Origin of the sequence: Paludibacterium sp. B53371 (genome assembly GCF_018802765.1) — a bacterium.
Lineage (GTDB): Bacteria > Pseudomonadota > Gammaproteobacteria > Burkholderiales > Chromobacteriaceae > Paludibacterium.
The window spans coordinates 1551191-1573621 of the sequence record NZ_CP069163.1 but is presented as its reverse complement, the minus strand read 5'-3'; the positions used below and the strand labels follow the sequence as shown (position 1 = coordinate 1573621).

18 protein-coding genes are annotated in these 22431 nt (G+C 61.9%); 12 read left to right on the top strand and 6 right to left on the bottom strand.

The window, feature by feature from the left end; translation table 11 throughout:
• The first annotated feature begins 10 nt into the window (after positions 1-10).
• The 6 genes from modA to prmB all read left to right on the top strand — a co-directional run bounded on the left by modA (position 11) and on the right by prmB (position 5835).
• Positions 11-763, top strand: coding sequence for a molybdate ABC transporter substrate-binding protein (gene modA / locus JNO51_RS07465; RefSeq protein ID WP_215782383.1), 753 nt, complete (start codon positions 11-13; stop codon positions 761-763).
• Positions 735-1556: an ABC transporter substrate-binding protein gene (locus JNO51_RS07460; protein WP_215782382.1), complete on the top strand. Its 822-nt coding sequence runs from the start codon at positions 735-737 to the stop codon at positions 1554-1556. Before modA ends, JNO51_RS07460 begins: the two co-directional genes overlap by 29 nt.
• Before the next feature lie 287 nt (positions 1557-1843).
• Complete coding sequence (gene pabA / locus JNO51_RS07455; RefSeq protein ID WP_215782381.1) at positions 1844-2443, top strand: aminodeoxychorismate/anthranilate synthase component II; 600 nt, start codon at positions 1844-1846, stop codon at positions 2441-2443.
• Positions 2440-3468: an anthranilate phosphoribosyltransferase gene (trpD, locus tag JNO51_RS07450; RefSeq protein ID WP_215782380.1), complete on the top strand. Its 1029-nt coding sequence runs from the start codon at positions 2440-2442 to the stop codon at positions 3466-3468. Before pabA ends, trpD begins: the two co-directional genes overlap by 4 nt.
• Before the next feature lie 67 nt (positions 3469-3535).
• The gene (locus JNO51_RS07445; protein WP_215782379.1) at positions 3536-4909 is read left to right on the top strand and encodes a phosphomannomutase/phosphoglucomutase; all 1374 of its coding nucleotides are present in this window, start codon (positions 3536-3538) and stop codon (positions 4907-4909) included.
• Between the two features lie 8 nt (positions 4910-4917).
• Positions 4918-5835, top strand: coding sequence for a 50S ribosomal protein L3 N(5)-glutamine methyltransferase (gene prmB / locus JNO51_RS07440; RefSeq protein WP_371822928.1), 918 nt, complete (start codon positions 4918-4920; stop codon positions 5833-5835).
• A 57-nt stretch (positions 5836-5892) separates the two neighbouring features.
• Here the strand turns inward: prmB and JNO51_RS07435 are convergent, their stop codons facing one another.
• Complete coding sequence (locus JNO51_RS07435) at positions 5893-8190, bottom strand: bifunctional diguanylate cyclase/phosphodiesterase (protein ID WP_215782377.1); 2298 nt, start codon at positions 8188-8190, stop codon at positions 5893-5895.
• 272 nt (positions 8191-8462) lie between these two features.
• Here JNO51_RS07435 and JNO51_RS07430 point away from each other — a divergent pair, with 272 nt between their 5' ends.
• Positions 8463-8873: a cytidine deaminase gene (locus JNO51_RS07430; RefSeq protein WP_215782376.1), complete on the top strand. Its 411-nt coding sequence runs from the start codon at positions 8463-8465 to the stop codon at positions 8871-8873.
• A gap of 72 nt (positions 8874-8945) precedes the next feature.
• Here the strand turns inward: JNO51_RS07430 and purL are convergent, their stop codons facing one another.
• The gene (purL, locus tag JNO51_RS07425) at positions 8946-12902 is read right to left on the bottom strand and encodes a phosphoribosylformylglycinamidine synthase (protein ID WP_215782375.1); all 3957 of its coding nucleotides are present in this window, start codon (positions 12900-12902) and stop codon (positions 8946-8948) included.
• 140 nt (positions 12903-13042) lie between these two features.
• On the opposite strand from purL, the gene JNO51_RS07420 reads away from it, so the two are divergent.
• Positions 13043-13381 carry a P-II family nitrogen regulator gene (locus JNO51_RS07420; RefSeq protein WP_215782374.1) on the top strand — a complete coding sequence of 113 codons (339 nt, stop codon included), beginning with the start codon at positions 13043-13045 and terminating at the stop codon, positions 13379-13381.
• Positions 13382-13499: 118 nt separating this feature from the next.
• On the opposite strand, the gene JNO51_RS07415 is transcribed toward JNO51_RS07420, so the two are convergent.
• On the bottom strand, positions 13500-14291 hold the full coding sequence (locus tag JNO51_RS07415) for an outer membrane protein assembly factor BamD (protein WP_215782373.1): 792 nt from the start codon (positions 14289-14291) through the stop codon (positions 13500-13502).
• Here JNO51_RS07415 and rluD point away from each other — a divergent pair.
• The 4 genes from rluD to JNO51_RS07395 all read left to right on the top strand — a co-directional run bounded on the left by rluD (position 14290) and on the right by JNO51_RS07395 (position 18595).
• Complete coding sequence (gene rluD / locus JNO51_RS07410) at positions 14290-15378, top strand: 23S rRNA pseudouridine(1911/1915/1917) synthase RluD (protein WP_215782372.1); 1089 nt, start codon at positions 14290-14292, stop codon at positions 15376-15378. The two genes, JNO51_RS07415 and rluD, sit on opposite strands and share 2 nt — an antisense overlap.
• A complete protein-coding gene (gene pgeF, locus JNO51_RS07405) occupies positions 15365-16111 on the top strand; it encodes a peptidoglycan editing factor PgeF (protein ID WP_215782371.1) in 747 nt (248 codons plus the stop codon). Before rluD ends, pgeF begins: the two co-directional genes overlap by 14 nt.
• Positions 16112-16239: 128 nt before the next feature.
• Positions 16240-17850 (top strand): peptide chain release factor 3, encoded by a 1611-nt coding sequence (locus JNO51_RS07400; RefSeq protein ID WP_215782370.1) that lies wholly within the window; start codon positions 16240-16242, stop codon positions 17848-17850.
• Positions 17851-17950: 100 nt separating this feature from the next.
• Positions 17951-18595 carry a TetR/AcrR family transcriptional regulator gene (locus tag JNO51_RS07395; RefSeq protein WP_215782369.1) on the top strand — a complete coding sequence of 215 codons (645 nt, stop codon included), beginning with the start codon at positions 17951-17953 and terminating at the stop codon, positions 18593-18595.
• Positions 18596-18647: 52 nt separating this feature from the next.
• On the opposite strand, the gene JNO51_RS07390 is transcribed toward JNO51_RS07395, so the two are convergent.
• The 3 genes from JNO51_RS07390 to JNO51_RS07380 are packed head-to-tail and all read right to left on the bottom strand — an operon-like array spanning position 18648 to position 22206.
• The gene (locus tag JNO51_RS07390) at positions 18648-20261 is read right to left on the bottom strand and encodes a GMC family oxidoreductase (protein WP_215782368.1); all 1614 of its coding nucleotides are present in this window, start codon (positions 20259-20261) and stop codon (positions 18648-18650) included.
• Positions 20258-20773 (bottom strand): hypothetical protein, encoded by a 516-nt coding sequence (locus JNO51_RS07385; protein ID WP_215782367.1) that lies wholly within the window; start codon positions 20771-20773, stop codon positions 20258-20260. The genes JNO51_RS07390 and JNO51_RS07385 overlap by 4 nt, the downstream gene beginning before the upstream one ends.
• Complete coding sequence (locus JNO51_RS07380) at positions 20773-22206, bottom strand: coniferyl aldehyde dehydrogenase (protein ID WP_215782366.1); 1434 nt, start codon at positions 22204-22206, stop codon at positions 20773-20775. The genes JNO51_RS07385 and JNO51_RS07380 overlap by 1 nt, the downstream gene beginning before the upstream one ends.
• Positions 22207-22431: the final 225 nt, after the last annotated feature.

The window sequence follows — 22431 nt, the reverse complement described above, 5'->3', positions numbered from 1 at the left end:
AGTCATGGCCATGAAGCGACTCGGCGGCTTTTTCCTGATGTGTTTGCTGGCCGGATCACTGGCCGCGCAGCCACTGAAGGTGGCCGTGGCCAGCAATATTGCGCCAGCCTTTCGCGAGATCGCGAGCGACTTCACCCGGATCACCGGCACCCCGGTCGAAGCGGTCTACGATCAGGCCGGCAAGCTGACGGCGCAAATCATCAATGGCCATCCTTACCGCCTGTTTCTGTCTTCGGACGATACTTTTCCGCAGATTTTGCACGCTGACGGTCTGACCATTGGCCCGCCGCAGCCCTATGCCACCGGCACGATTGTCCTTTGGTCCATGCGCCCGGATTTCACCCCGGCCAACTGGCAGCGCTGGCTGCAGACCACCAGCGGCAGCATCGCCGTACCCAGCCCGCAATTCACCGCCTACGGTCAGATGGTGTTGCAGATCCTGGATTACTATCATCTGCGCGACGGCCTGAAGAAGCGGCAGATCAACGGTGCCAACGTGGCGCAAACCGCCCTGCTGGTGAACCAGAAAGTGGCTGATGCCGGCTTTGTTTCGCTGGCGGAAGTCATGTCGCCGGCCAATCGGGGACGCGGACGCTGGGTCATCATGCCCGCTGCCAGTCATCCGCCCATCATTCTGACCATGGTCTTGTTGCGCGGCGCCGAGTCGGATCCGGCTGCCAAACGTTTATTTCATTATCTGACCGGCCCGACGGCAGGCGAGGTACTGCGACGCTATGGCTATACCCCTCCCGTACTCAACTAAACGGCTTGGCGGCTGGCTGCTGCTGGCATGGCTGCTGACCCGCCTGGGCCACCCCGCCTGGGCGGAGCAGCTTGCGCCGGAAGTGCTGCTGGTCCTGACCGAGCAGCAGCCGCCCTACAGCTTCATGAGCGGCCAGGGCAATATTGACGGGATGGGTACACGCATGACCCGGGCCATTCTTGAGAAGGCCGGCTTGCGCGGACAATTCATGTTGTACCCATGGGCTCGCAGCCTGACCCTGTCGCGCACCAGACCGAACACCCTGATCTACGGGCTGGATCGCAGCCGGGAGCGGGAGAAATCCTTTATCTGGATCACCCCGCTGGCGACGCATGAACGCTGGATCTACCGTTTGCGCGGCACGGTGCCGGGATCGATCCGCACGCTGGCCCAGATCCGCCATCAGGGCATGGTCTGCGTCGTGAATGACGACATTGCCGAAGATGATCTGCGCCGCGAAGGGTTTGTCGAGGGGCGCAGTTATATCAGCACCAACAGCTACGCAGACTGTATCCGCCTGGTGGAAAGCGGCACGGTACCCTACCTGGTGGAATCCCCGGATTCACTGGCCTGGGAACTGAGTCTTGACTGGAAGCTGCGCAGCAAATTTGAAGCCGTTACCCCGCTGCCGGCGTCGCGGCACGAACCGATGTATCTGGCCGCCAGCCCCAACACCGATCCGGCCGTCATTGCCAGGCTGCGCGCCGCTGCTGCAGCCTTGAAGGCCAGCGGTCAGCTGGAGCAAATCCGCAAGGATTTTTCCCTGCGGCTGAACACCACCCCCAGCCAGTAACCGAACGGAGCGCCCTGGGTCGCCGAGACTTCGCGGCGCCCGACAGCCGCCCTCTCAGGCATCCTGTGGTATGATTGCTGACAGAACCAGCCGCGCCACGCGCGACTGTCTGCTGACAGAAAACTGCGCAAACCTCCGTCTTTGCTCCACAACCTCTTCATCCGGCCCGAACACGGCATCCATGCGTGCCGAAAAAGTTGCCGCCAGGGGCAAATGCAAAGACAATGTCGTTTGTCTGCAAAGGGTTCTACCCGCCTCTCTATCCAGCAAAGGCCAGCCACCGCACCATGCTCCTGATGATCGACAATTACGACTCCTTTACCTTCAACCTGGTGCAATACCTGGGCGAACTGGGTCAGGACGTGCGCGTCCATCGCAATGACGAAATCAGTGTGGCGCAGATCGAGGCCATGCAGCCGGACTATCTGATTATCTCGCCCGGACCGTGCACACCGAACGAAGCAGGCATCTCGCTCGAGGCCATCCGTCATTTTGCGGGCAAGCTGCCGATTCTGGGCGTGTGCCTGGGCCACCAGAGCATCGGGCAGGCCTTTGGCGGCCGCATCATCCATGCACAGACGCTGATGCACGGCAAGGTCTCTCCGGTCCGGCACCATGGCCAGGGGGTATTTGCCGATCTGCCCTCGCCGGTAAGCTGCACGCGTTATCACTCGCTGGTGATCGAACGCGCCACCCTGCCCGACTGCCTGGAAATCACCGCCTGGACGGATGATGGCGAGATCATGGGCGTACGGCACAAGACCCTGCCCATCGAGGGCGTGCAGTTCCATCCGGAATCGATTCTGACCGAGCATGGCCACGCCATGCTGAACAATTTTCTGCAAGCGCACGCCGGCTGGCCCCGTGCGCGTGAGGCACAGGCATGATCACACCGCAAGAAGCATTGAACCGGTTAATTGACCAGAACGAATTGTTTTACGACGAAATGCTGGATCTGATGCGCCAGATCATGCGTGGCGAGATCTCGCCGGCGCTGACGGCCGCCATCCTGATCGGGCTGCGTGTCAAGGTGGAAAGCGTGCTGGAGATTGCCGCGGCCGCCACGGTGATGCGCGAATTTTCCGAACGCGTGCCGGTCAGCCGGCGCGAACATCTGGTGGACACCTGCGGCACGGGTGGCGACAAGACACACAGCTTCAACATTTCCACGGCGGCCGCCTTTGTGGCCGCTGCCGCCGGCGCGCGCGTGGCCAAGCATGGCGGACGCTCGGTCTCCTCCAAATCCGGCAGTGCCGATGTCCTGGAGATCCTCGGCGTCAACATCAACCTGAATGCGGCAGCGGTCGGCGAATGCATCGACCGCATTGGCATCGGCTTCATGTTTGCCCCCAACCATCACAGCGCCATGCGCCATGTGGCCCCGATCCGGCGTGAGCTGGGCGTGCGCACGGTCTTCAACATTCTGGGGCCGCTGACCAATCCGGCCGGCGCCGACAACCAGGTCATGGGGGTCTTCCATCACGACCTGGTCGGCATCCAGGCGCGGGTACTGAAGGAACTGGGCAGCCGCCACGTGCTGATCGTGCACGGCATGGACGGGCTGGATGAAATCACCCTGAGCGACAACACCTGGATGGCCGAACTGAAAGACGGCGCCATCCATGAATCGATTCTCGATCCGCGCGATTATGGTTTTGCCCGCAGTGAACTGAGCGCCCTGCGCGCCGACTCTGCCGAAGCCTCGGCCGCCATGATCGAAAAGGTCCTGGCGGGACAGGCATCGGCAGCGCTGGACATTGTGCTGATCAATGCCGGCGCGGCGATTTACACCGCCGGCGTGGCCGACAGCCTGGCAGACGGCATCGAACGCGCCCGTGAAGCTGTCCGCAGCGGCGGAGCGCAGCAGAAACTGCACGAGCTGATTACCACGAGCCAGTCTCTGGCCGGCTAAACACATTCTGTCGGCCGGCCACGAGGTCGGCCGATGCCATTTACCTGATTGAAATTACCCGACAATCATGAACAAACTCTCCAAAGACATCTTCAAGGCTTACGATATTCGAGGCATCGTCGACAAGACGCTGACCGTGGAAACCACCCGCCTGATCGGCCAGGCCATTGGCTCGGAAGCGCGCGCCCGCAAGGTCAGCCAGGTCGTCATCGGCCGCGATGGCCGCCTGTCCGGCCCGGCACTGTCCGAGGCGCTGGCTGACGGTCTGCGCGCGGCGGGGATCGATGTCATCGATATCGGTCGCGTCGCCACGCCGATGCTGTATTTCGCCACCCACCATCTCGGCACGCAGTCCGGCGTCATGGTGACCGGCAGCCACAACCCGCCGGAGTACAACGGCCTGAAAATGGTCCTGGCCGGTGACACCCTGTCGGGCGAAGACATCCAGGCGCTGTACCAGCGTATCGTCGACGGCAATCTCGACAGCGGCGAAGGGCAACTCTCCAGCGCCGATATCAGCGAAGCCTACTTCGACCGCATTACTGGCGACATCAAGCTGGACCGCCCGATCAGCGTGGTCGTCGATTGCGGTAACGGGGTGGCCGGTGCCTTTGCCCCCATCCTGTTCCGCCGCCTGGGCTGCCGGGTACGCGAGCTGTTCTGCGATGTTGATGGCACTTTCCCCAACCACCACCCCGATCCGGCCAAACCGGAGAATCTGAAGGACGTGATCGAAGCCCTGGAAAAGACGGACGCGGAAATCGGTCTGGCTTTCGACGGCGACGGCGATCGTCTCGGCGTGGTGACCAAGGACGGCAACATCATCTGGCCGGATCGCCAGTTGATGCTGTATGCCGCCGACGTACTGGAACGCAACCCCAAGGCCAAGGTGATCTATGACGTCAAGTCGACGCGCCTGCTCAAGCCCTGGATCAAGGAAAACAAGGGCACGCCGGTGATGTGCCGTACCGGCCACAGCTTCATCAAGGCCAAGATCAAGGAAACCGGAGCCCTGCTGGCCGGCGAGATGAGTGGCCATGTGTTCTTCAAGGAGCGCTGGTACGGCTTTGACGACGGTATGTATACCGGTGCCCGCCTGCTGGAAATCCTGGCGCGGGTCGAAGATCCGAGCGAGCTGCTCAACGCCCTGCCCAACGCTGTTTCGACTCCCGAACTGAACCTGAAAACCAAGGAAGGCGAAAACCACAGCCTGATCGAGGCGCTGCAGACCAGCGCCCGCTTCGATGGCGCGGAAGAAGTCATCACCATGGACGGTCTGCGGGTTGAGTATGCCGACGGTTTCGGCCTGATGCGCGCCTCCAATACCACGCCGGTGATCGTGCTGCGTTTCGAGGCCGACAATCAGCCGGCACTGGAGCGCATCATGGCGGACTTCCGCCGTGAACTGGGCAAAGCCACCAGCGCCAAGCTGCCGTTCTGAGGATGAACATGGATAACAACACGCCTTACCGTCAGGCGGCAGAGACGCTGCACACCGTCCGCGATCTGTTGCGCTTTGCCGTCACCCGTTTCAACCAGGCAGAGCTGGCTTATGGCCACGGCACGACCAACGCCTTCGACGAAGCCGCCTATCTGGTGCTGGCCAGTCTGAACCTGCCGCTGGACCAGCTTGACCCCTACCTGGATGCACGACTGCTGCCGGATGAAATCCGTGATGTGGTAGAGCTGATCGAGCGACGAGTCGAAGAGCGTGTTCCGACGGCCTATCTGACGCACGAAGCCTGGCAGGGTGAGTTCAGTTTCTATGTCGATGAGCGGGTGATCGTGCCACGCTCGTTTGTCTACGAGCTGCTGGGCGAGCCCCTGGCCCCCTGGATCGAGTACCCGGAACTGGTGCACCGCGCCCTTGATCTGTGTACCGGTTCCGGCTGCCTGGCGATCCAGATGGCACATCATTATCCGGATGCCGAAATCGATGCCGTGGACATCTCGCTGGACGCGCTGGAAGTGGCCGCCATCAACGTCGAACAGTACGGGCTGGGTGAACAGATCAACCTGATTCATACCGACCTGTTCGAGGGCCTGGCCGACCGTTACGACCTGATCGTTTCCAATCCGCCCTATGTGGATGCCGAATCGGTCGATGCCCTGCCCGACGAGTATCTGCACGAGCCGGAGCTGGCCCTGGGCTCGGGCCAGGATGGCCTGGATGCCACCCGGGAAATCCTGCGTCGCGCACCGGAGTTTCTCAATGAGCGTGGCGTGCTGCTGGTCGAAATCGGCCACAACCGTGAAGCCCTGGAAGCGGCTTTCCCGCAGCTGCCGTTTGTCTGGCTGGAAACCAGCGGCGGCGACGGTTTCGTCTTTCTGCTCACCAGAGAGGACCTGGTCGCCGGCCTGCAATGACCCGACATGACAAATAAAAATGCCCACCTGTCTGGTGGGCATTTTTTTCGGTCAGTTTCAGGCCGATTTGAGTGACTCACCGGCTTCGCGCTCGGCAATCCACGCCATCAGGCCACTGGCCGACACGGGGGCCGATATGGCAAAGCCCTGTCCCGAGGTGCAGCCGATCTCCAGCAACCGATCCCAGATCGGCTGACTCTCTACGCCCTCTACCACCAGTTTGCGGCCGGTATAGTGGGCAAAGGAGATCATGCTGCGAATAATGGCCTCATTGCCCGGGGCCTTGAGCAGCTTGCGCACGAAGCGCTGATCGATCTTGATGGTATCGAAGGGCAGCTGCTGCAGATGCACCAGCGAGGACGCCCCGGTACCGAAGTCATCCAGGGCAATGGAAATACCGTAATCGCGGCAGCTTTCCAGCTTGTGGATGATTTCTTCAGCCTCTTTCTGCGAGACCGTTTCCAGCACTTCCAGCTCGAGATGTCCATCCGGAATCGGATGACGCATGATCAGCGCCTGGATGCGCGGCAGGAAGCTTTCGTGACGCAGCGTCATGGCAGACAGGTTGACACTGACCGGGATCAGCTTGCCCTGGGCCATCCAGACGCTGGAGTGGCGCAAAGCCTCGCTCATCACCCACCAGTCCAGCTCGCGCATCAGGTCGGTATGCTCAATGGCCGGGAAAAACTCGCCGGGCGACATATAGCCTTCCGGCCGGCGCCAGCGCACCAGCGCCTCAACACCACTGACCGAGTGGTCGACCAGATTGATCTTGGGCTGATAGAACAGCTCGAGCTCATCTTCGGCCAGCGCACGGGCAAAATCACCGCGCAGGGCATGCATGCGGCGGATCTCGACATCCATGCCCTCATCGTAGAAGCGGCAACGCCCGCCGCCCGCTTCACGCGCACGGATCAGTGCGAGATCCGAGCAGCGCATCAGCGCCGAGGCTTCGGCCGAAGCAATATATTCCTGTACCACGCCGATACTGCAGCGCAGGCTGACCTGTTCGCCCTGACACTGGATCGGCGCGCGCATGGCCTCCTGCAAATCAGCCACCAGCTGGTCCAGCGGCTGACTGATGTCGCTGACGGCCACGAATCGCGCCGCCCCGACCCGGCCGACCAGACCGTGCGGCAAGGCACGCTGACTCATGCGCAGGGCCACTTCGCGCAGCACCATGTCGCCCGAGGCGTGCCCCATGCGGGCATTCAGTTCGTGGAAGCCGTCAATGGCCAGCGTCACCACACCAATCTGTTTGTCGGGCACGCCGTGCTGAATCATCTGCCCGATGCGTTCCAGCATCAGTTGCCGGTTGGGCAGACCGGTGAGCGGATCGTGCTGAATCAGGTAGGCCAGATCGTGCTCGGCCTGCTGACTGCGGGCCATGGCATCGAGTCGTTCCAGTGCGTGGCTGATTTCCCCCGCCATGGCGCGCACCAGGCCGACCGTATCCTGATCAAAATAGTGACTTTGCCTTGCGTACAGCACCAGGGTCCCCACGGGCTGACCGTAGAGATGCAGCGGGATGGACAGCATGCTGCGCACGCCGCTGGCGAGAATGGCTTCGCGCCAGGGCTTCAGACTCTCTTCACGCGAGACCTCATCCACACACTGCACTTCACCGCTGGTGATGGCACGTGCCGATGGCGACTGGCAGGACAAGTCGATGCGAATCGCCGGGATGAAGGATTCGGCGCCGCTGCCGGCCATGGCAACCGGGACAATGTGCCGTTCGGTCAATTCGACCTGCCCGATCCAGGCATGCGCAAAGCCGCCGTGCTCGACGCACAGGCGGCAAATGTCTTCGAATAGTTGTTCACGACTCTGGGCATTGATCAATGCCAGGCTGACGCTGCTCAGGGTGGCATACAGACGTGCGGCAGAGGCGTTGGCATCGCGGCCACTCACCATCTGCAACTGCGCCATGAGGTCCAGCGCCATGCGTTTGCGCAACGCTTCTTCCAGCGCCTCGCGAATCAGTGATGGCTCGGTCAGCGCGGCAGCCTCATTGGCCAGATGTTCGGTCAGGCACTCCGCCAGCCCGCCCAGGGCCGCCAGGGGCACCCCCTGCTTCACGGCCTGAGCCATCACGCTGGCGGACTGATCCGGATCGCTGCAGCCGGTCAGCATGCGCTCCAGGGCCTGGATCAGTGTATCGACCTGGCGCGCAAGGACCACGTCCGGCCGCGCCCCTTGCGTATGTTTGAGCAAATACCAGAACAGCTGTTTGGCCAGCGCGTCCCGCCGGGCAAACAGCGCATGACTGTAGGCCGTCAATACGGCCACATGTTCGGCAGACAGCCCGACGATCCGGCCAAGCGCTTCGAGCATCGACCCCGCGCTTTTCTCCATGCCTGATGTGCCCATGATTGATATGGAATATTCCAATGTAATCTTCGAAGCCCCGCGCCTGCACGCTTTGGCGCTTCGTCCAACAACGGGCTTAAGCCTAACAGAGAATAATTATTTTTGCCACACGCAATAAACATTTTAAATATTCAATTACATACAACTCGGATGCTGGCAATGCGGCAGTTATGAGCATTGCAATCATCATCATGATTGACAGTTTTGATATGAAGAGAGATTATCCTCTCCCCACTCAAGTGCAGACGAGAGACCTTATGTCCAACAGCCAAATTAACTGGTCGGAACTGGAATCAGCCGCGCGCCAGGTTGCCGCCAATGCCTATGTGCCTTACAGCCACTTTGCCGTCGGTGCCGCCATCCTGACGGCTGACGGCCACATGTTCACCGGCTGCAATGTTGAAAATGCCTCTTTCGGGCTGACCAACTGCGCCGAACGCACAGCGGTGTTCGCTGCCCGCGCCCAGACCAATATGCGAGAAGTGATCGCAGTCTGCGTCTATACCCCGACCGATGTGCCTACACCACCGTGCGGCGGATGTCGTCAGGTACTCAACGAGTTCGGACCGACCATGCAGGTCCGCCTGATCTGCAATGGCAAGGATGTGATCAGCACCACGCTGGATCAGCTGCTGCCCGGCGCCTTCGGTCCGAAGAATCTCGACTGAACGACATCGTCACACACGAAAAAGGCCAGCGAACATCGCTGGCCTTTTTTTACACCTGCCGCGGCAGCCGGATCAGCCCACCCACTTGCGGGCAGAGGCAAACATGCGGTACCAGGCACCGTTTTCGCCCCAGTCCGCCGGGTGCCAGCTGTTCTGCACGGTACGGAACACGCGCTCCGGGTGCGGCATCATGATGGTAAAGCGTCCGTCTTCGGTGGTCAGACCGGTAATACCGGCCGGCGAGCCATTCGGGTTGAGCGGGTAGGTTTCCGTCGCGCGGCCATCGAGATCGATGTAACGCAGAGCGACATGCGCCTTGCCCTGCGCCCCGGCGGCAAATACCGCCCGGCCTTCACCGTGACTCACCACGACCGGCAACTGACTGCCCACCATGTCGCCAAGGAAGATCGACGGCGAATCAGCAACTTCGACCATGGCAAAACGCGCCTCGAACTGCTCGGAAGCATTGCGACGGAACACCGGCCAATGTTCGGCACCCGGGATCATGCCGGAGAGGTGCGACATCATCTGGCAACCGTTGCACACCCCCAGCGCGAACACATCCTGACGGGCGAAGAAGGCCTGGAACTGCTCTCGCGCCCGGGCATTGAACAGAATGCTCTTGGCCCAGCCTTCACCGGCACCCAGCACGTCTCCGTAGCTGAAGCCGCCACACGCCGCCAGACCATGGAAGTCAGCCAGCGAGAGGCGCCCGGAGAGGATGTCACTCATGTGCACATCCACGGCCGCAAACCCGGCGCGGTCAAAGGCAGCCGCCATTTCCACCTGGCCATTGACGCCCTGCTCGCGCAGGATTGCCACGCGCGGACGATGGCCGCTCTGGATGTACGGCGCCGCCGGATCTTGCTGAACATCGAAGGACAGGTTGGCAAACAGGCCGCGCGACTTGCTGTTGGACAACAGCAAGTGTTCGCTGTCGGCGCAGGCCGGATTGTCTCGCAGGCGTTGCAGACGGTAGCTGGTCTCCGACCAGGCGCGCTGCAAATCGGTGCGGCTCTCGTTGAACAGTTCCTGACCACGATGCTTGATGATCAGGCGATCCTTGTTGTTGATGCGCCCAAGGACAAACAACTCGCGACCGATACCCGCCTGCATGAAGCGCGAAATGACTTCGGCGGTATGCACCTTCTTGACCTGCAGCACAGCGCCCAGCTCTTCATTGAACAGCACGCGCATGACGCGGCCACGGGTGGCGGCTTCCGGCGTCGGCTGCACGAAGTCATCAATATAGCGCTGGGTCTTGCGGCGCTCGATCACCAGCTCCTGCAAATCGATCGACAGGCCGACATGGCCGGCAAACATCATTTCCGACAGCGTGGCGAACAGGCCGCCATCCGAGCGGTCGTGATAGGCCAGCAACATGTCGTCGCGAATCAGGCTTTGCAGCGTGTCAAAGAACGACTGCAGTTGCTGCGGGCTCTCCACATCCGGCGAACGGCCACGCAGGTGCTTCCAGACCTGGCCGTAGATCGAGCCGCCAAGACGGCAGCGGCCATAACCGAGGTCGATCAGGATCAGGTCGGTGTCTTTCTCGTCCTTCAGGTCAGGCGTGACCGTCTTGCGCACATCCTGAACCGGCGCGAAGGCCGACACGACCAGCGACAGCGGTGCTGTCACCGATTTTTGCGTCTCGCCCTCCTGCCAGACGGTCTTCATCGACAGGGAGTCCTTGCCAACCGGAATCGACAGCCCCATGTCGCAGGCCAGACTCGATACGCCCTCCACCGTCTGGTAAAGGTTGGCATCTTCACCCGGGTGACCGGCAGCCGCCATCCAGTTGGCCGACAGCTTGACGTTGGACAGACTGCCGACATAAGCCGCGGCAATATTGGTGAGTGCTTCGCCCACGGCCAGACGACCGGAAGCCGGCGCATTGAACAGGGCCGACGGCGCACGCTCGCCCATGGCCATGGCTTCGCCCAGATAGCTGTTGAAGCCCATGGCGGTCACGGCAACGTCGGCTACCGGTACCTGCCAGCGTCCGACCATCTGGTCGCGCGCGGTCAGACCGCCGACGGTGCGGTCACCGATCGTGATGAGGAAGGACTTGTCGGCCACCGTCGGGTGGCGCAGCACGCGGTAGGCGGTTTCGCGCAGGTCATATTGCGCGGCATCGAACACTTCGAAGGCGAACTCGCGGCTGCTGACGTCACGCGTCATGCGCGGCGGCTTGCCCAGCAACACCTCCATCGGCATGTCGACCGGGAGATTGTTGAAATGATCATCGCGCACCTGCAGACGACCGTCGTCGGTCGCCGTCCCCACCACGGCGAACGGGCAGCGTTCGCGCTCGGCCATGGCACGGAAACGCTCGAGATCCTGCGGCAGGATCGCCAGCACATAGCGCTCCTGCGACTCATTGGACCAGATCTGCATCGGCGTCATGCCAGCATCTTCGAGCTGAATCTCGCGCAGATTGAAAATGGCGCCACGCCCGGCATCATTGACCAGTTCCGGGAAGGCGTTTGACAGGCCACCCGCCCCGACATCGTGAATCGACACGATCGGATTGGCTTCGCCCAGCTGCCAGCAGCGGTCAATCACTTCCTGGCAGCGACGCTGAATTTCCGGGTTGCCACGCTGCACCGAATCGAAATCCAGGTCTTCGTGATTGGCCCCGGTATCCATGCTGGAGGCCGCACCGCCCCCCAGGCCAATGAGCAGGCCAGGACCGCCCAGCTGGATCAGCAAAGCGCCTTCCGGGATGCGATCCTTGCGGATCTGGCGCCCCTGAATATTGCCCAGACCGCCGGCAATCATGATCGGCTTGTGATAGCCGCGCATTTCGCCGTGGTACATCTCTTCGAAGGTACGGAAGTAACCGGTCAGGTTTGGCCGGCCGAATTCGTTGTTGAAGGCGGCCGCGCCGATCGGGCCTTCGATCATGATGTCGAGCGCCGAGGCGATGCGCGAAGGACGCCCGTATTGCGGCTGGTCCTTCAGATAGTGTTCCCAGGGCTGCACAAAGCCCGGGATATTCAGATTGGAGACCGAGAAACCACACAGGCCGGCCTTGGGACGCGAGCCGCGTCCGGTCGCACCTTCGTCACGGATCTCCCCGCCCGAACCGGTGGCGGCACCGGCAAAGGGGGAAATCGCTGTCGGGTGGTTGTGGGTTTCCACCTTCATCAGGATGTGGGTCGGCTCCTCGTGATAGGCATAGCCGGCATCCGATGCATTCGGGTAGAAACGGCCCACGGTGGCGCCTTCGATGACCGAGGCATTGTCGCTGTAAGCCACCAGGGTACCTTGCGGGTGCGCCTCATGGGTGTCGCGAATCATGCGGAACAGCGATTTGTCGCGCGCTTCGCCATCAATCACGAAGCTGGCATTGAAAATCTTGTGGCGGCAATGCTCCGAATTGGCCTGAGCAAACATCATCAGTTCCACATCGGTCGGATTGCGCTGCAGGCGCTGGAAGTTTTCCACCAGATAATCGATTTCGTCGGCCGACAGAGCCAGACCCAGCGTCAGATTGGCCTGCGCCAGCGCAGAACGGCCGCCCGACAGGATGTCGACACTGGTCAGCGGCTGTGGCGGCACATGCAGGAACAGACGCTCGACGGCGTCGAAATCGGCCAGAACGGTTTCGGTCATGCGATCGTGCAGCAGCGCGGCCAGCTGGCTGCGCTCGTCCTCGGTCAGTGCACGGTCGGCCGCGGCCCGATAGGCGGTGGCGCGCTCGACGCGGCGCAGGCCGGTCAGACCGCAGTGATGGACGATGTCCGTGGCCTTGGAGGCCCAGGGCGACAGCGTGCCGAGACGTGGCACCACCAGAAACAGCTCACCGGCCGGTTCCGCCGCCGGAGCAGGCTCGCCATAGGTCAGGACTCGGGCAAGCAATTCCTGGCCTGTGGCGTCGAGTGGCACATCGCTCTCGACAAGATGCCAATACTCGGCGGAAAGATTGATTTCAGGCAGACCGGCAGCCTGCGCTGCGGCGATGAGTTTTTCCAGACGGAACTGTGACAGGGCGACTCCACCCCGCAGCTTGATAATGTGAGCCATTCAGCACCCGCGACAAGTTTCAGGAAAGCGCGTCATAATACCAGTAAATATGCGGTCAGTTTAAGCAATCTGCCATTCACTGTCCGAGACTAAAACATTCACTCCGCATTTCTATAAATTTCGCCCTGGAGTCCCTTCACATGAAAAAAATTGAAGCCATCATCAAGCCATTCAAACTGGACGAGGTGCGTGAGGCACTGTCCGATCTGGGCGTCAACGGACTGACGGTCAGCGAAGTCAAGGGATTTGGCCGCCAAAAAGGCCATACCGAGCTTTACCGGGGCGCAGAATATGCCGTGGATTTTCTGCCCAAGGTAAAAATCGAAGTGGTTCTGCCGGATGATCTGGTCGACCGCGCCATCGACAGCATTGTCGCCACGGCACGCACCGGCAAAATCGGCGATGGCAAGATTTTCGTCACCCCGGTCGAGCAGGTGGTGCGCATTCGCACCGGCGAAACCAACGAAAGCGCCATTTAAGGCCCTCTGGCGCGAAAGCATGCGCCCGCCGGCCAGCCATGGCAACAACATCAATTTTTGCTAATAGACAAAAAACAACGCACACCCGAGGGTGTGCGTTGTTTTTTTACCTGCCGTGTCAGTTCCAGAACTTCCACCAGGCCATTTGCTGCTCATGCCATGGCTGGCTCAAATACTGACTCTTGGGATAATTAAGCGCCAGAACACGCCTGGCATCACCCTGCAGCGTGGTCATGCCCAGCCGGCCATAGCCCTCGACCATAATGGCCAGCGCCTCTTCCACATAGCGGGTATTACCGTATTCGCTGACGACGCTCTGAGCCCGGTTGACGGCTGCCACATAGGCACCGCGCTTCATGTAGTAGCGCGCCACGTGCATTTGATACCCGCCCAGCGCATCCACCAGCTGGTTCATTTTCTTCAGCGAGTCGGCGGCATATTTGCCATTCGGGAAACGGGTCACCACTTCATTGAAAGCAGCAAAGGCATTGGCCGAGGCTTTCGGGTCACGCTCGCTCATGTCCTGACCGCCCCACTTGGCGAACCAGCCATCGTCGTTATTCAGGTAGATCAGGCCCTTGAGGTAATAAACGTAATCGACATTCGGGTGCGAAGGATGCAACTTGATGAAGCGATCGCAAGCGGCCAGCGCCAATTCCGCCTCATGATCGCGGTAATAAGTGTATGCAATGTCGATTTGTGCCTGTTGCGCATATCGGCCATACGGATAACGCGCCTGCAAAGTTTCGTATAATTTCTCTGCACGGGTATAATTACCGGAATCCAGCTCGGAACGGGCCTCCGTATACAGCTTGTCCACAGTCCAGCCACGCGTTTCGTCATAGGTATCTGGCGTCGCACACGCGGACAATCCCAGCACAACCAACATAGCTGCAACGTATCTTTTCATGACCGATCCTTATTTTGATTCCGAGGATTATAGCGATAACTCGGAAAACGAGGTATCCACCTCGCAAGAATTCGTTGTACCCCAGGCCATGGCCGGCGAACGTCTTGATGCCGCCCTGGCAAAACTGCTGTCTGATTATTCCCGCAGCCGTCTGTCCCAGTGGATCAAGGACGGCGATGTCCTGCTGGACGGCAAGACTGCCACGCCGCGCACGCGCGTGCAAGGAGGAGAACAGATCCGGGTGGAAATCCGCCCTTCGGCAGAAGACCTGTCCTTCAAGCCCGAAGCCATGGATCTGCCGATTGTTTACCAGGACGAGCACATCATCGTCATCAACAAACCGGTCGGCATGGTCGTTCATCCGGCCGCCGGCAACTGGTCGGGCACCCTGCTTAACGGGCTGCTGCATCACGATCCTGCCCTGTCGCGCGTGCCGCGCGCCGGCATCGTGCACCGCCTCGACAAGGAAACCAGCGGCCTGATGGTCGTCGCCCGCACCATTCCGGCCCAGACCGAGCTGGTGCGCCAGTTGCAGGCCAGAACCGTCACCCGCCTCTATCGCGCCATTGCCGACGGCCAGGTGCCGTGCGACGGCAAGATCGACGCCCCCATCGGCCGCGACCCGCACAACCGCCAGCGCATGGCGGTGGTGAAATTCGGCGGCAAACCGGCAGTCACCCATATCCGTGTCCTGGAGCGCTACCCCAGCCACAGCTACATCGAGTGCAAGCTGGAAACCGGCCGCACCCACCAGATTCGCGTCCACATGCGCGAAGCACGCCACCCGCTGGCCGGCGACCCGCTGTATGGCAACCCGCGCCACAGCATGCCGGAAGAGGTGGCACTGGCGGTCAAGGCGCTGGGCCGCCAGGCATTGCACGCCTGCAAGCTGTCGCTGATCCACCCGGCGACCGGCGAAGAAATGAGCTGGACGGCACGCATTCCGGACGACATGCGCCACCTGCTGGCCACCCTGCGCGCCGAGCGTCCCGGCACCTTCCATGCCGGCAGCGACGACGAGCTGGAAGATGACGAGTGGGATGACGACGACGAAGACGGTGTCGAGGTGCTGTATGTCCGTGACTGAGTGGCTGCAGGCCGACTGGCCGGCACCTGCCCGGGTGCGCACGCTGATCACCACCCGCCGGGGAGGTGTCAGCCCGGCGCCGTTTGACAGCCTCAACCTGGGCGATCACGTCGGCGACGCGCCGGAAAATGTACAGGCCAATCGCGCACTGCTGCGCCAACAGCTGCCGGCCGAGCCGGCCTGGCTGGTCCAGACGCACAGCACCCTGGTCCGCCAGGCAGAGCAGCTGGGCGCCCCGGAGGAAGGGGATGCCAGCGTGGCCCATAGCGCCAACACCGTGTGCTGCGTGATGACCGCGGACTGCCTGCCGGTCTTGTTGTGCGACCAGCGCGGCCGTGTGGTTGCCGCCGCTCATGCCGGCTGGCGCGGGCTGTGCAACGGCATTCTCGAAGCCACCGTTGCCGGGATGCAATGCGAGCCCGCCTCCCTGCTGGCCTGGCTCGGACCAGCTATCGGCCCGGATGCCTTCGAGGTGGGCGGCGAAGTCCGCCGCGCCTTCATGGCGGCTGACCCGCAGGCCGCCGAGGCCTTTCATCAGATCGATGACGACAAGTTTTTGGCCGACATCTACCATCTGGCACGACAACGCCTGCAGCGATGCGGCGTGCAAGCCATCTACGGCGGTGATCATTGCACCGTGATCGAACGCGGACGGTTTTTCTCCTATCGCCGCGATGGCCGCACCGGCCGCATGGCCAGCCTGATCTGGCTGTCAGACGAACAAACAGGCTAAACCGGGACAGCCTACGGCACCTGGCCCTGCTCTGCGCAAGAAATAACTTGCACAGGGCGGGCTTAACTATTCATTACACCGCGCAAATAGAGTAAAATTCCGCCTTTTACGCTGCATCCGCCGACGACATGTCCACAGAATTGACCCAGCTCGCCGAACAAGTGGCGCGCCGCCGCACCTTCGCCATCATCTCCCACCCTGACGCCGGCAAGACGACCCTGACGGAAAAATTACTGCTGTTCTCAGGTGCCATTCAGCAGGCCGGCACGGTCAAGGGCAAGAAAACCGGCAAGTTCGCCACTTCCGACTGGATGGAGATCGAAAAGCAGCGCGGCATTTCCGTCGCCTCGTCGGTCATGCAGTTCGAGTACCGCGAGCATACCGTCAACCTGCTCGACACCCCCGGTCACCAGGACTTCTCGGAAGACACCTATCGGGTGCTGACCGCTGTCGACTCGGCCCTGATGGTGATCGACGCCGCCAAGGGCGTGGAAGAACAGACCATCAAGCTGCTGAACGTCTGCCGCCTGCGCAATACGCCGATCGTCACCTTCATGAACAAGTACGACCGTGAAGTGCGCGACTCGCTGGAGCTGCTCGACGAAGTCGAGAACATCCTGAAAATCCGCTGTGCGCCGGTGACCTGGCCAATCGGCATGGGCAAGACCTTCCGCGGGGTGTACAGCCTGCTGTCCGACGAAATCATCCTGTTCGAAGCCGGCAGCGAGAAGCTGCTGACCGAAGTGGAAATCATCAAGGGCATCGACAATCCGCGTCTGGATGAACTGTTCCCGCTGGAAATGGAACAGCTGCGCATGGAGATCGAGCTGGTCAAGGGCGCCTCGAACGAATTCGACCTGCAGGCATTCCTGGACGGCAGCCTGACGCCAGTGTTCTTCGGCTCGGCCATCAACAACTTCGGCGTACGCGAGATTCTGAACGCCCTGATCGACTGGGCCCCCGCCCCGAGCGAACGCGACGCCACCGTGCGCAGCGTGCAGCCGGACGAACAGCCCTTCTCGGGCTTCGTGTTCAAGATCCAGGCCAATATGGACCCGAAGCACCGCGACCGCATTGCCTTCCTGCGCGTCTGCTCCGGCCGCTTCGAGCGCGGCATGAAGATCAAGCACCTGCGCCTGAATCGTGACATCGCCGCCTCCAGCGTGGTCACCTTCATGGCCCATGCGCGTGAAACTGTGGAAGAGGCCTTTGCCGGCGACATTATCGGCATCCCCAACCATGGCAACATCCAGATCGGCGACAGCTTCTCCGAAGGCGAGGCGCTGCAATATACCGGCATCCCGTTCTTTGCCCCGGAGCTGTTCCGCACCGTCCGCATCAAGAACCCGCTCAAGCTCAAGCAATTGCACAAGGGCCTGCAGCAGCTGGGCGAGGAAGGGGCGGTCCAGGTCTTCAAGCCGCACAACGGCGGCGACCTGATCCTCGGCGCCGTGGGGGTGCTGCAGTTTGACGTGGTGGCGGCACGCCTGGCGGCCGAATACAGCGTGGATGCGGTATTCGAGTCGACCAGCATCTGGAGTGCCCGCTGGGTCAGCTGTCCGGACCGCAAGAAGCTGGAAGAATTCGAATCGGCACTGGTCAACCAGATGTCGATCGACGCCGGCGGCAATCTGGCCTTCCTGGCCACCAGCCGGGTCAACCTCAACCTGACCCAGGAGCGCTGGCCGGACATCGTTTTCCACGAAACCCGCGAACATGCCGTCAAACTGAACGACTGACGGCCTGTCAGGATGGAAGCCGTCAAAAACAGGCGGCTTCCATCTAGAGCAAGGGCTCCAAACGTGCGACAATAACCAAAATCAGACAAGCCTGAACGCCATGAGCCGAACCCGCATCAAAACCTACGACCGCATCATTCAGGAAAGCCTGAAGCTGTTCAACGAGCAGGGCGAGCGCAGCATCACCACCAACCACATCGCGGCCCACCTGGGCATCAGCCCGGGCAATCTGTATTACCACTTCCGCAACAAGGAAGAAATCGTCTACCAGATCTTCGTGCAGTATCGCGACTTCATTAACCAGCGACTGGCCGCGCCGAACAACCGCACCATGACGGTCGACGATCTGGTCAACTATCTGGATACAGCCTTCCAGGCCATGTGGCAGTTCCGCTTCATGTTCTACGACCTGCCGGGCCTGCTGGCGCGCAACCCGCAGCTGCAGACGGAGTACCACCAGTTCGTCAACACGGATCTGCAGGAGCTGCTGGCACGACACTTCGAGGAGTTCATCCGGCTGGGGCTGCTGCGAATGGAGAAGGAAGACATCGGCCCGGTGGGGACCAATATCTGGCTGGTGGTGAAGTTCTGGTTCGCTTTCGAGCAAACCTCGCGCCCCAAGGCGCCGATCACCGAGCTGTCCGGTTATCGCGGCGTGCGTCAGGTGCTGGCGCTGCTCAAGCCCTATGTGGCCCCGGACTTCGCCGGCGCCTACCAGATGCTGGCTGACCGCTACCCCTGCTAAGCAATCAGGGACCTCGTCAAAGATGGCGCCGCTTGCGGCGCCATCGTCGTTTCTAACCCTGACGCATCCTGCTAGCCAGCGCCTCGGCGGCGCGCAGCGAGAAGGCATAGACCGACAGCTGCGGATTGGCCCCAATGCTGGTCGGAAAAACCGAGCCATCCATCACGGTCAGATTGGCCAGCTGCCAGTGACGCCCATGGCCATCCACCACGCCTGAGCGGACATCCCCGGCCATCGGCGCACCGCCCATGACATGGGCGCTGACCACTCTGGCCAGGCCCACCTTGAGCGGCAGCCCGGCAATCATCTGCCGTGCCTCCGGCCAGCTGCGTGCCGGCTGAGCTGACTCATGCACCGGCAACACCGTGCTGGCTCCGGCGGCAAACTGCAACTCGGCCATGGTCAGCCAGCTGCGGCGCAAGGCCTCCCACAACACATCGTTGATCGGATAATCCAGCTGCGGCAGACCATCGCGATTCAACTGCACCACCCCACCCTGGCTGTCCGGATGAAAGCCGTCGCGCACCAGTGCCAGCATGACCTGCAAATGCGGCAGATCGCGCATCAGTGCAGCATGACCGGCGCCAAAACCGCTCATCGTCGCCCCCATGATCAACGGATGAACCGGCGGCACTTCCAGCTTGTAGCCCAGCGGGCCATCCAGTGGCTCGGTATGCATGAAGTGGTCGCTGTACAGCGTTTGCGGCGCACCATCAAAGGCATCGATACGCTCGGCAAAGCGCGCCCCCGACAAAGCCACCGGGTGCAGGAAGGTGCGACGCCCCAGCAGACCATGCGGATCGGGGGCCTGGCTGCGCAGCAAAATGGCCGGCGTACCAATGGCACCGGCGGCCAGCACCACCTCACGCGCCCGAATGGTTACGACCCGGCCCGTGGGGCGCAAGCCATCGGCGGCCAGCGGCAGGCAGCGCACCGACGTAACCCGCGTACCCGCCGCATCAAAGCTCAAGGCATCCACCCGCATGCGCGTCAGCAGCTGCGCACCATGACGCAAGGCCGAAGGAATGGTGGTCACCAGCATGGATTGCTTGGCATTGGTGGCACAACCCATGCCGCAATAGCCCAGATTCCAGCAGCCGCGCACATTGCGCCGGATCTGGCCATAGGGAATCCCCAACGCACGACAGCCACGCCCCAGGGCCTGGTTATTGGCATTGGGCTCCACCAGCCAGTCGGCCACCCCCAGCCGGGCCTCCGCGCGGGCAAACCACGGCGCCATTTCTGCCGTGGTCAGCGCCGTCAGGCCATAGCGCTCGCGCCACCACGCCAGGGTCGGCTCCGGCGTACGGAATGAGGAGGTCCAGTTGACCGTGGTACTGCCCCCCACCGTCCGCCCCTGCAGGATGGTGATCCCCCGATCTACCGTCTTGCGGGCAGCGGACTCCTGATACAGCGCCGGATAGGCCTCTCGCTCCAGCAGATGAAAATCGCGCGAGCTTTTCAGCCCGCCCTCTTCGATCAGGATCACCGAATACCCCTGCATGGCCAGCACCTCGGCGGCCATGCCGCCACCGGCGCCAGTGCCGATAATCGCCACATCCGCCTGCAGCGTCTGATCCTGATGTACGCTCGCGCCATCGGTCACGCGCCAGCCCTGACTCAGCCCCTGCTCCCACGGGTCCGGAATCGTCGCCTTGCCACTCATTGCAACACCCCCATGATGCGTGCTGGTCTTTGATAGCCGATGCCGGGCCAGCTTTCCTCATTGCCATACCAGGCCGCCGCAATCAGGGCATGCAAGGCCTGATACCCCGTGCGCAGCAAGGCCAGACGACTCAGCTGCCAGCGACGCAGAAAGGCCGCGACTTCGATGGCATCCGCCCGCGACCAAGGCGTGCTCAGGCCGGCCAGATAACGCCGCCCCCAGGGATTGCCCAGCAAGTCGAACAACTGGCGCAATTCGCGCTGCAAGGCCAGGGGCAAGGCGGCAATGGCCTGATCCACGCCCTGCACGACCCGCGCCACCTGCAGTGCCTCGACCGCCAGCATGGCTGGTGCGATGGCCCCCACCACCACGGCATCCTGCGGCGTCAGAAACTGAAAGGCCTTCGAACTGCCGGTTGGCGTTTCAGGCGCCGGCCGCGCCAGCCAGCCAGCCCCCAGCAGCACCACGCCACCCAGCACGCCCCCCTTGATCAGTTGTCGGCGTGTCAGCATCACTTGCGCACCATCAGCTTGAGCAAGCACCGCGCCAGGGCACCATAGGGAGGCAACAGCATCCAGCGCGTCTGCAGACGCCGCTGCTGCATCACCGGCTTGAGCTTGGACATCGTCAGGAAGCCCTCACGGCCATGGTAATGGCCCATGCCAGAGGGGCCGACACCGCCAAACGGCATATCCTCCTGAATCACATGCAGCATGGTTTCATTGATCACCACCCCGCCGGAAACCGTCTGCTGCAAGACGCGTTGCTGTACGGCAGGCTGGTCGCTGAACAGATAGAGCGCCAGCGGACGCGGTCGCTGGTTGATATAGTCGATGGCCTGCGGCAGATCGTCGTACTCGACCAGCGGCAATACCGGGCCGAAGATCTCTTCCTGCATCAACACGGCGTCCTCCGGGCATTGCCAGACCAGAGTCAGCGGCAGTTTGCGCACAGAGGCCGTGTCCTCCTGACGCGGATTGATCTGCTCAACCACGGCCCCGGCCGCCCGCGCCGCCTCGATCCAGCTGGCCAGACGCTGGTAATGGCGCTGGTTGATGATGGCGGTGTAATCAGGATTGTCTTTCAGCGCCGGATACAATTTGCGCGCAGCCGCAGACAGCGCCCTGACCCACTGTTCGCGCTGACCGCGCGGCAGCAGCACATAATCCGGCGCGACGCAGGTCTGCCCGGCATTGAGCATCTTGCCGGCAACGACCGCTTCGGCAGCACGCGCCATATCGGCATCGGCGGCCAGCAATACCGGCGATTTACCGCCCAGTTCGAGCGTCACCGGGGTCAGATTCGCCGCCGCCGCGCGCATCACCTCGCGCCCCACGGCCGTCGAGCCGGTAAACAGCAGATGATCGAACGGCAGGCTGCCGAAGCGCTGCGCCAGTTCAACCGGACCGTTGAACACCTGCACGACCTCGGGCCCCAGCGCCTGCGCCAGGAGATCGGCCAGCAAGGCGCCGGTTTGCGGGGTGAACTCGGACATCTTGATCATGGCGCGATTGCCGGCGGCCAGGGCGGCCACCAGCGGACCAATCGCCAGAAACAGCGGATAGTTCCAGGGCACCACAATGCCGACCACGCCCAGCGGCTGCGGCATCACCCGGTTGCGCGCCGGCTTGAACCAGAACGCCACCGAGCGGCGCTGCGGCCGCATCCAGCGGCGCAGATGGTGGCGCGCATGCCGAATTCCCTCCAGCGAGGGAAACAGCTCGGCCAGCCGGGTTTCTTCCGCACTGCGATGACCAAAATCGGCGCTGATGGCGGCAGCGATGGCGTCCTGATGCTGAAACAGCACATCGGCCAGCCGGGTCAGGCGCTGGCGTCGCAAAGCCAGATCCGGAAACGGCTCGCGCCGACTGGCGGCCTGCATGGCGGCAAAGGCGGCCTCCAGGGTTGATACTTGCTGCTCCGGCAGCAGGGTCGGGCTTCCCATCCTATCTCCTTAGACTTGCCTGGCTCACGTCACGAACGGACGTTTGGAGCCGTAACTCTAACCAGAATAGCACCGCCCTCGCCGGCATGTCATGGCAAAACCAGGCGTCCTAGCCGTTCTCAAAATAAAATGACCGCTGGTCGTATTATTTTTGCGACAGCATGATCCCGCAGAAGGGATAAAAAAACGGCACCCTCTGTCGAGGATGCCGCTTTGTCGAACGGG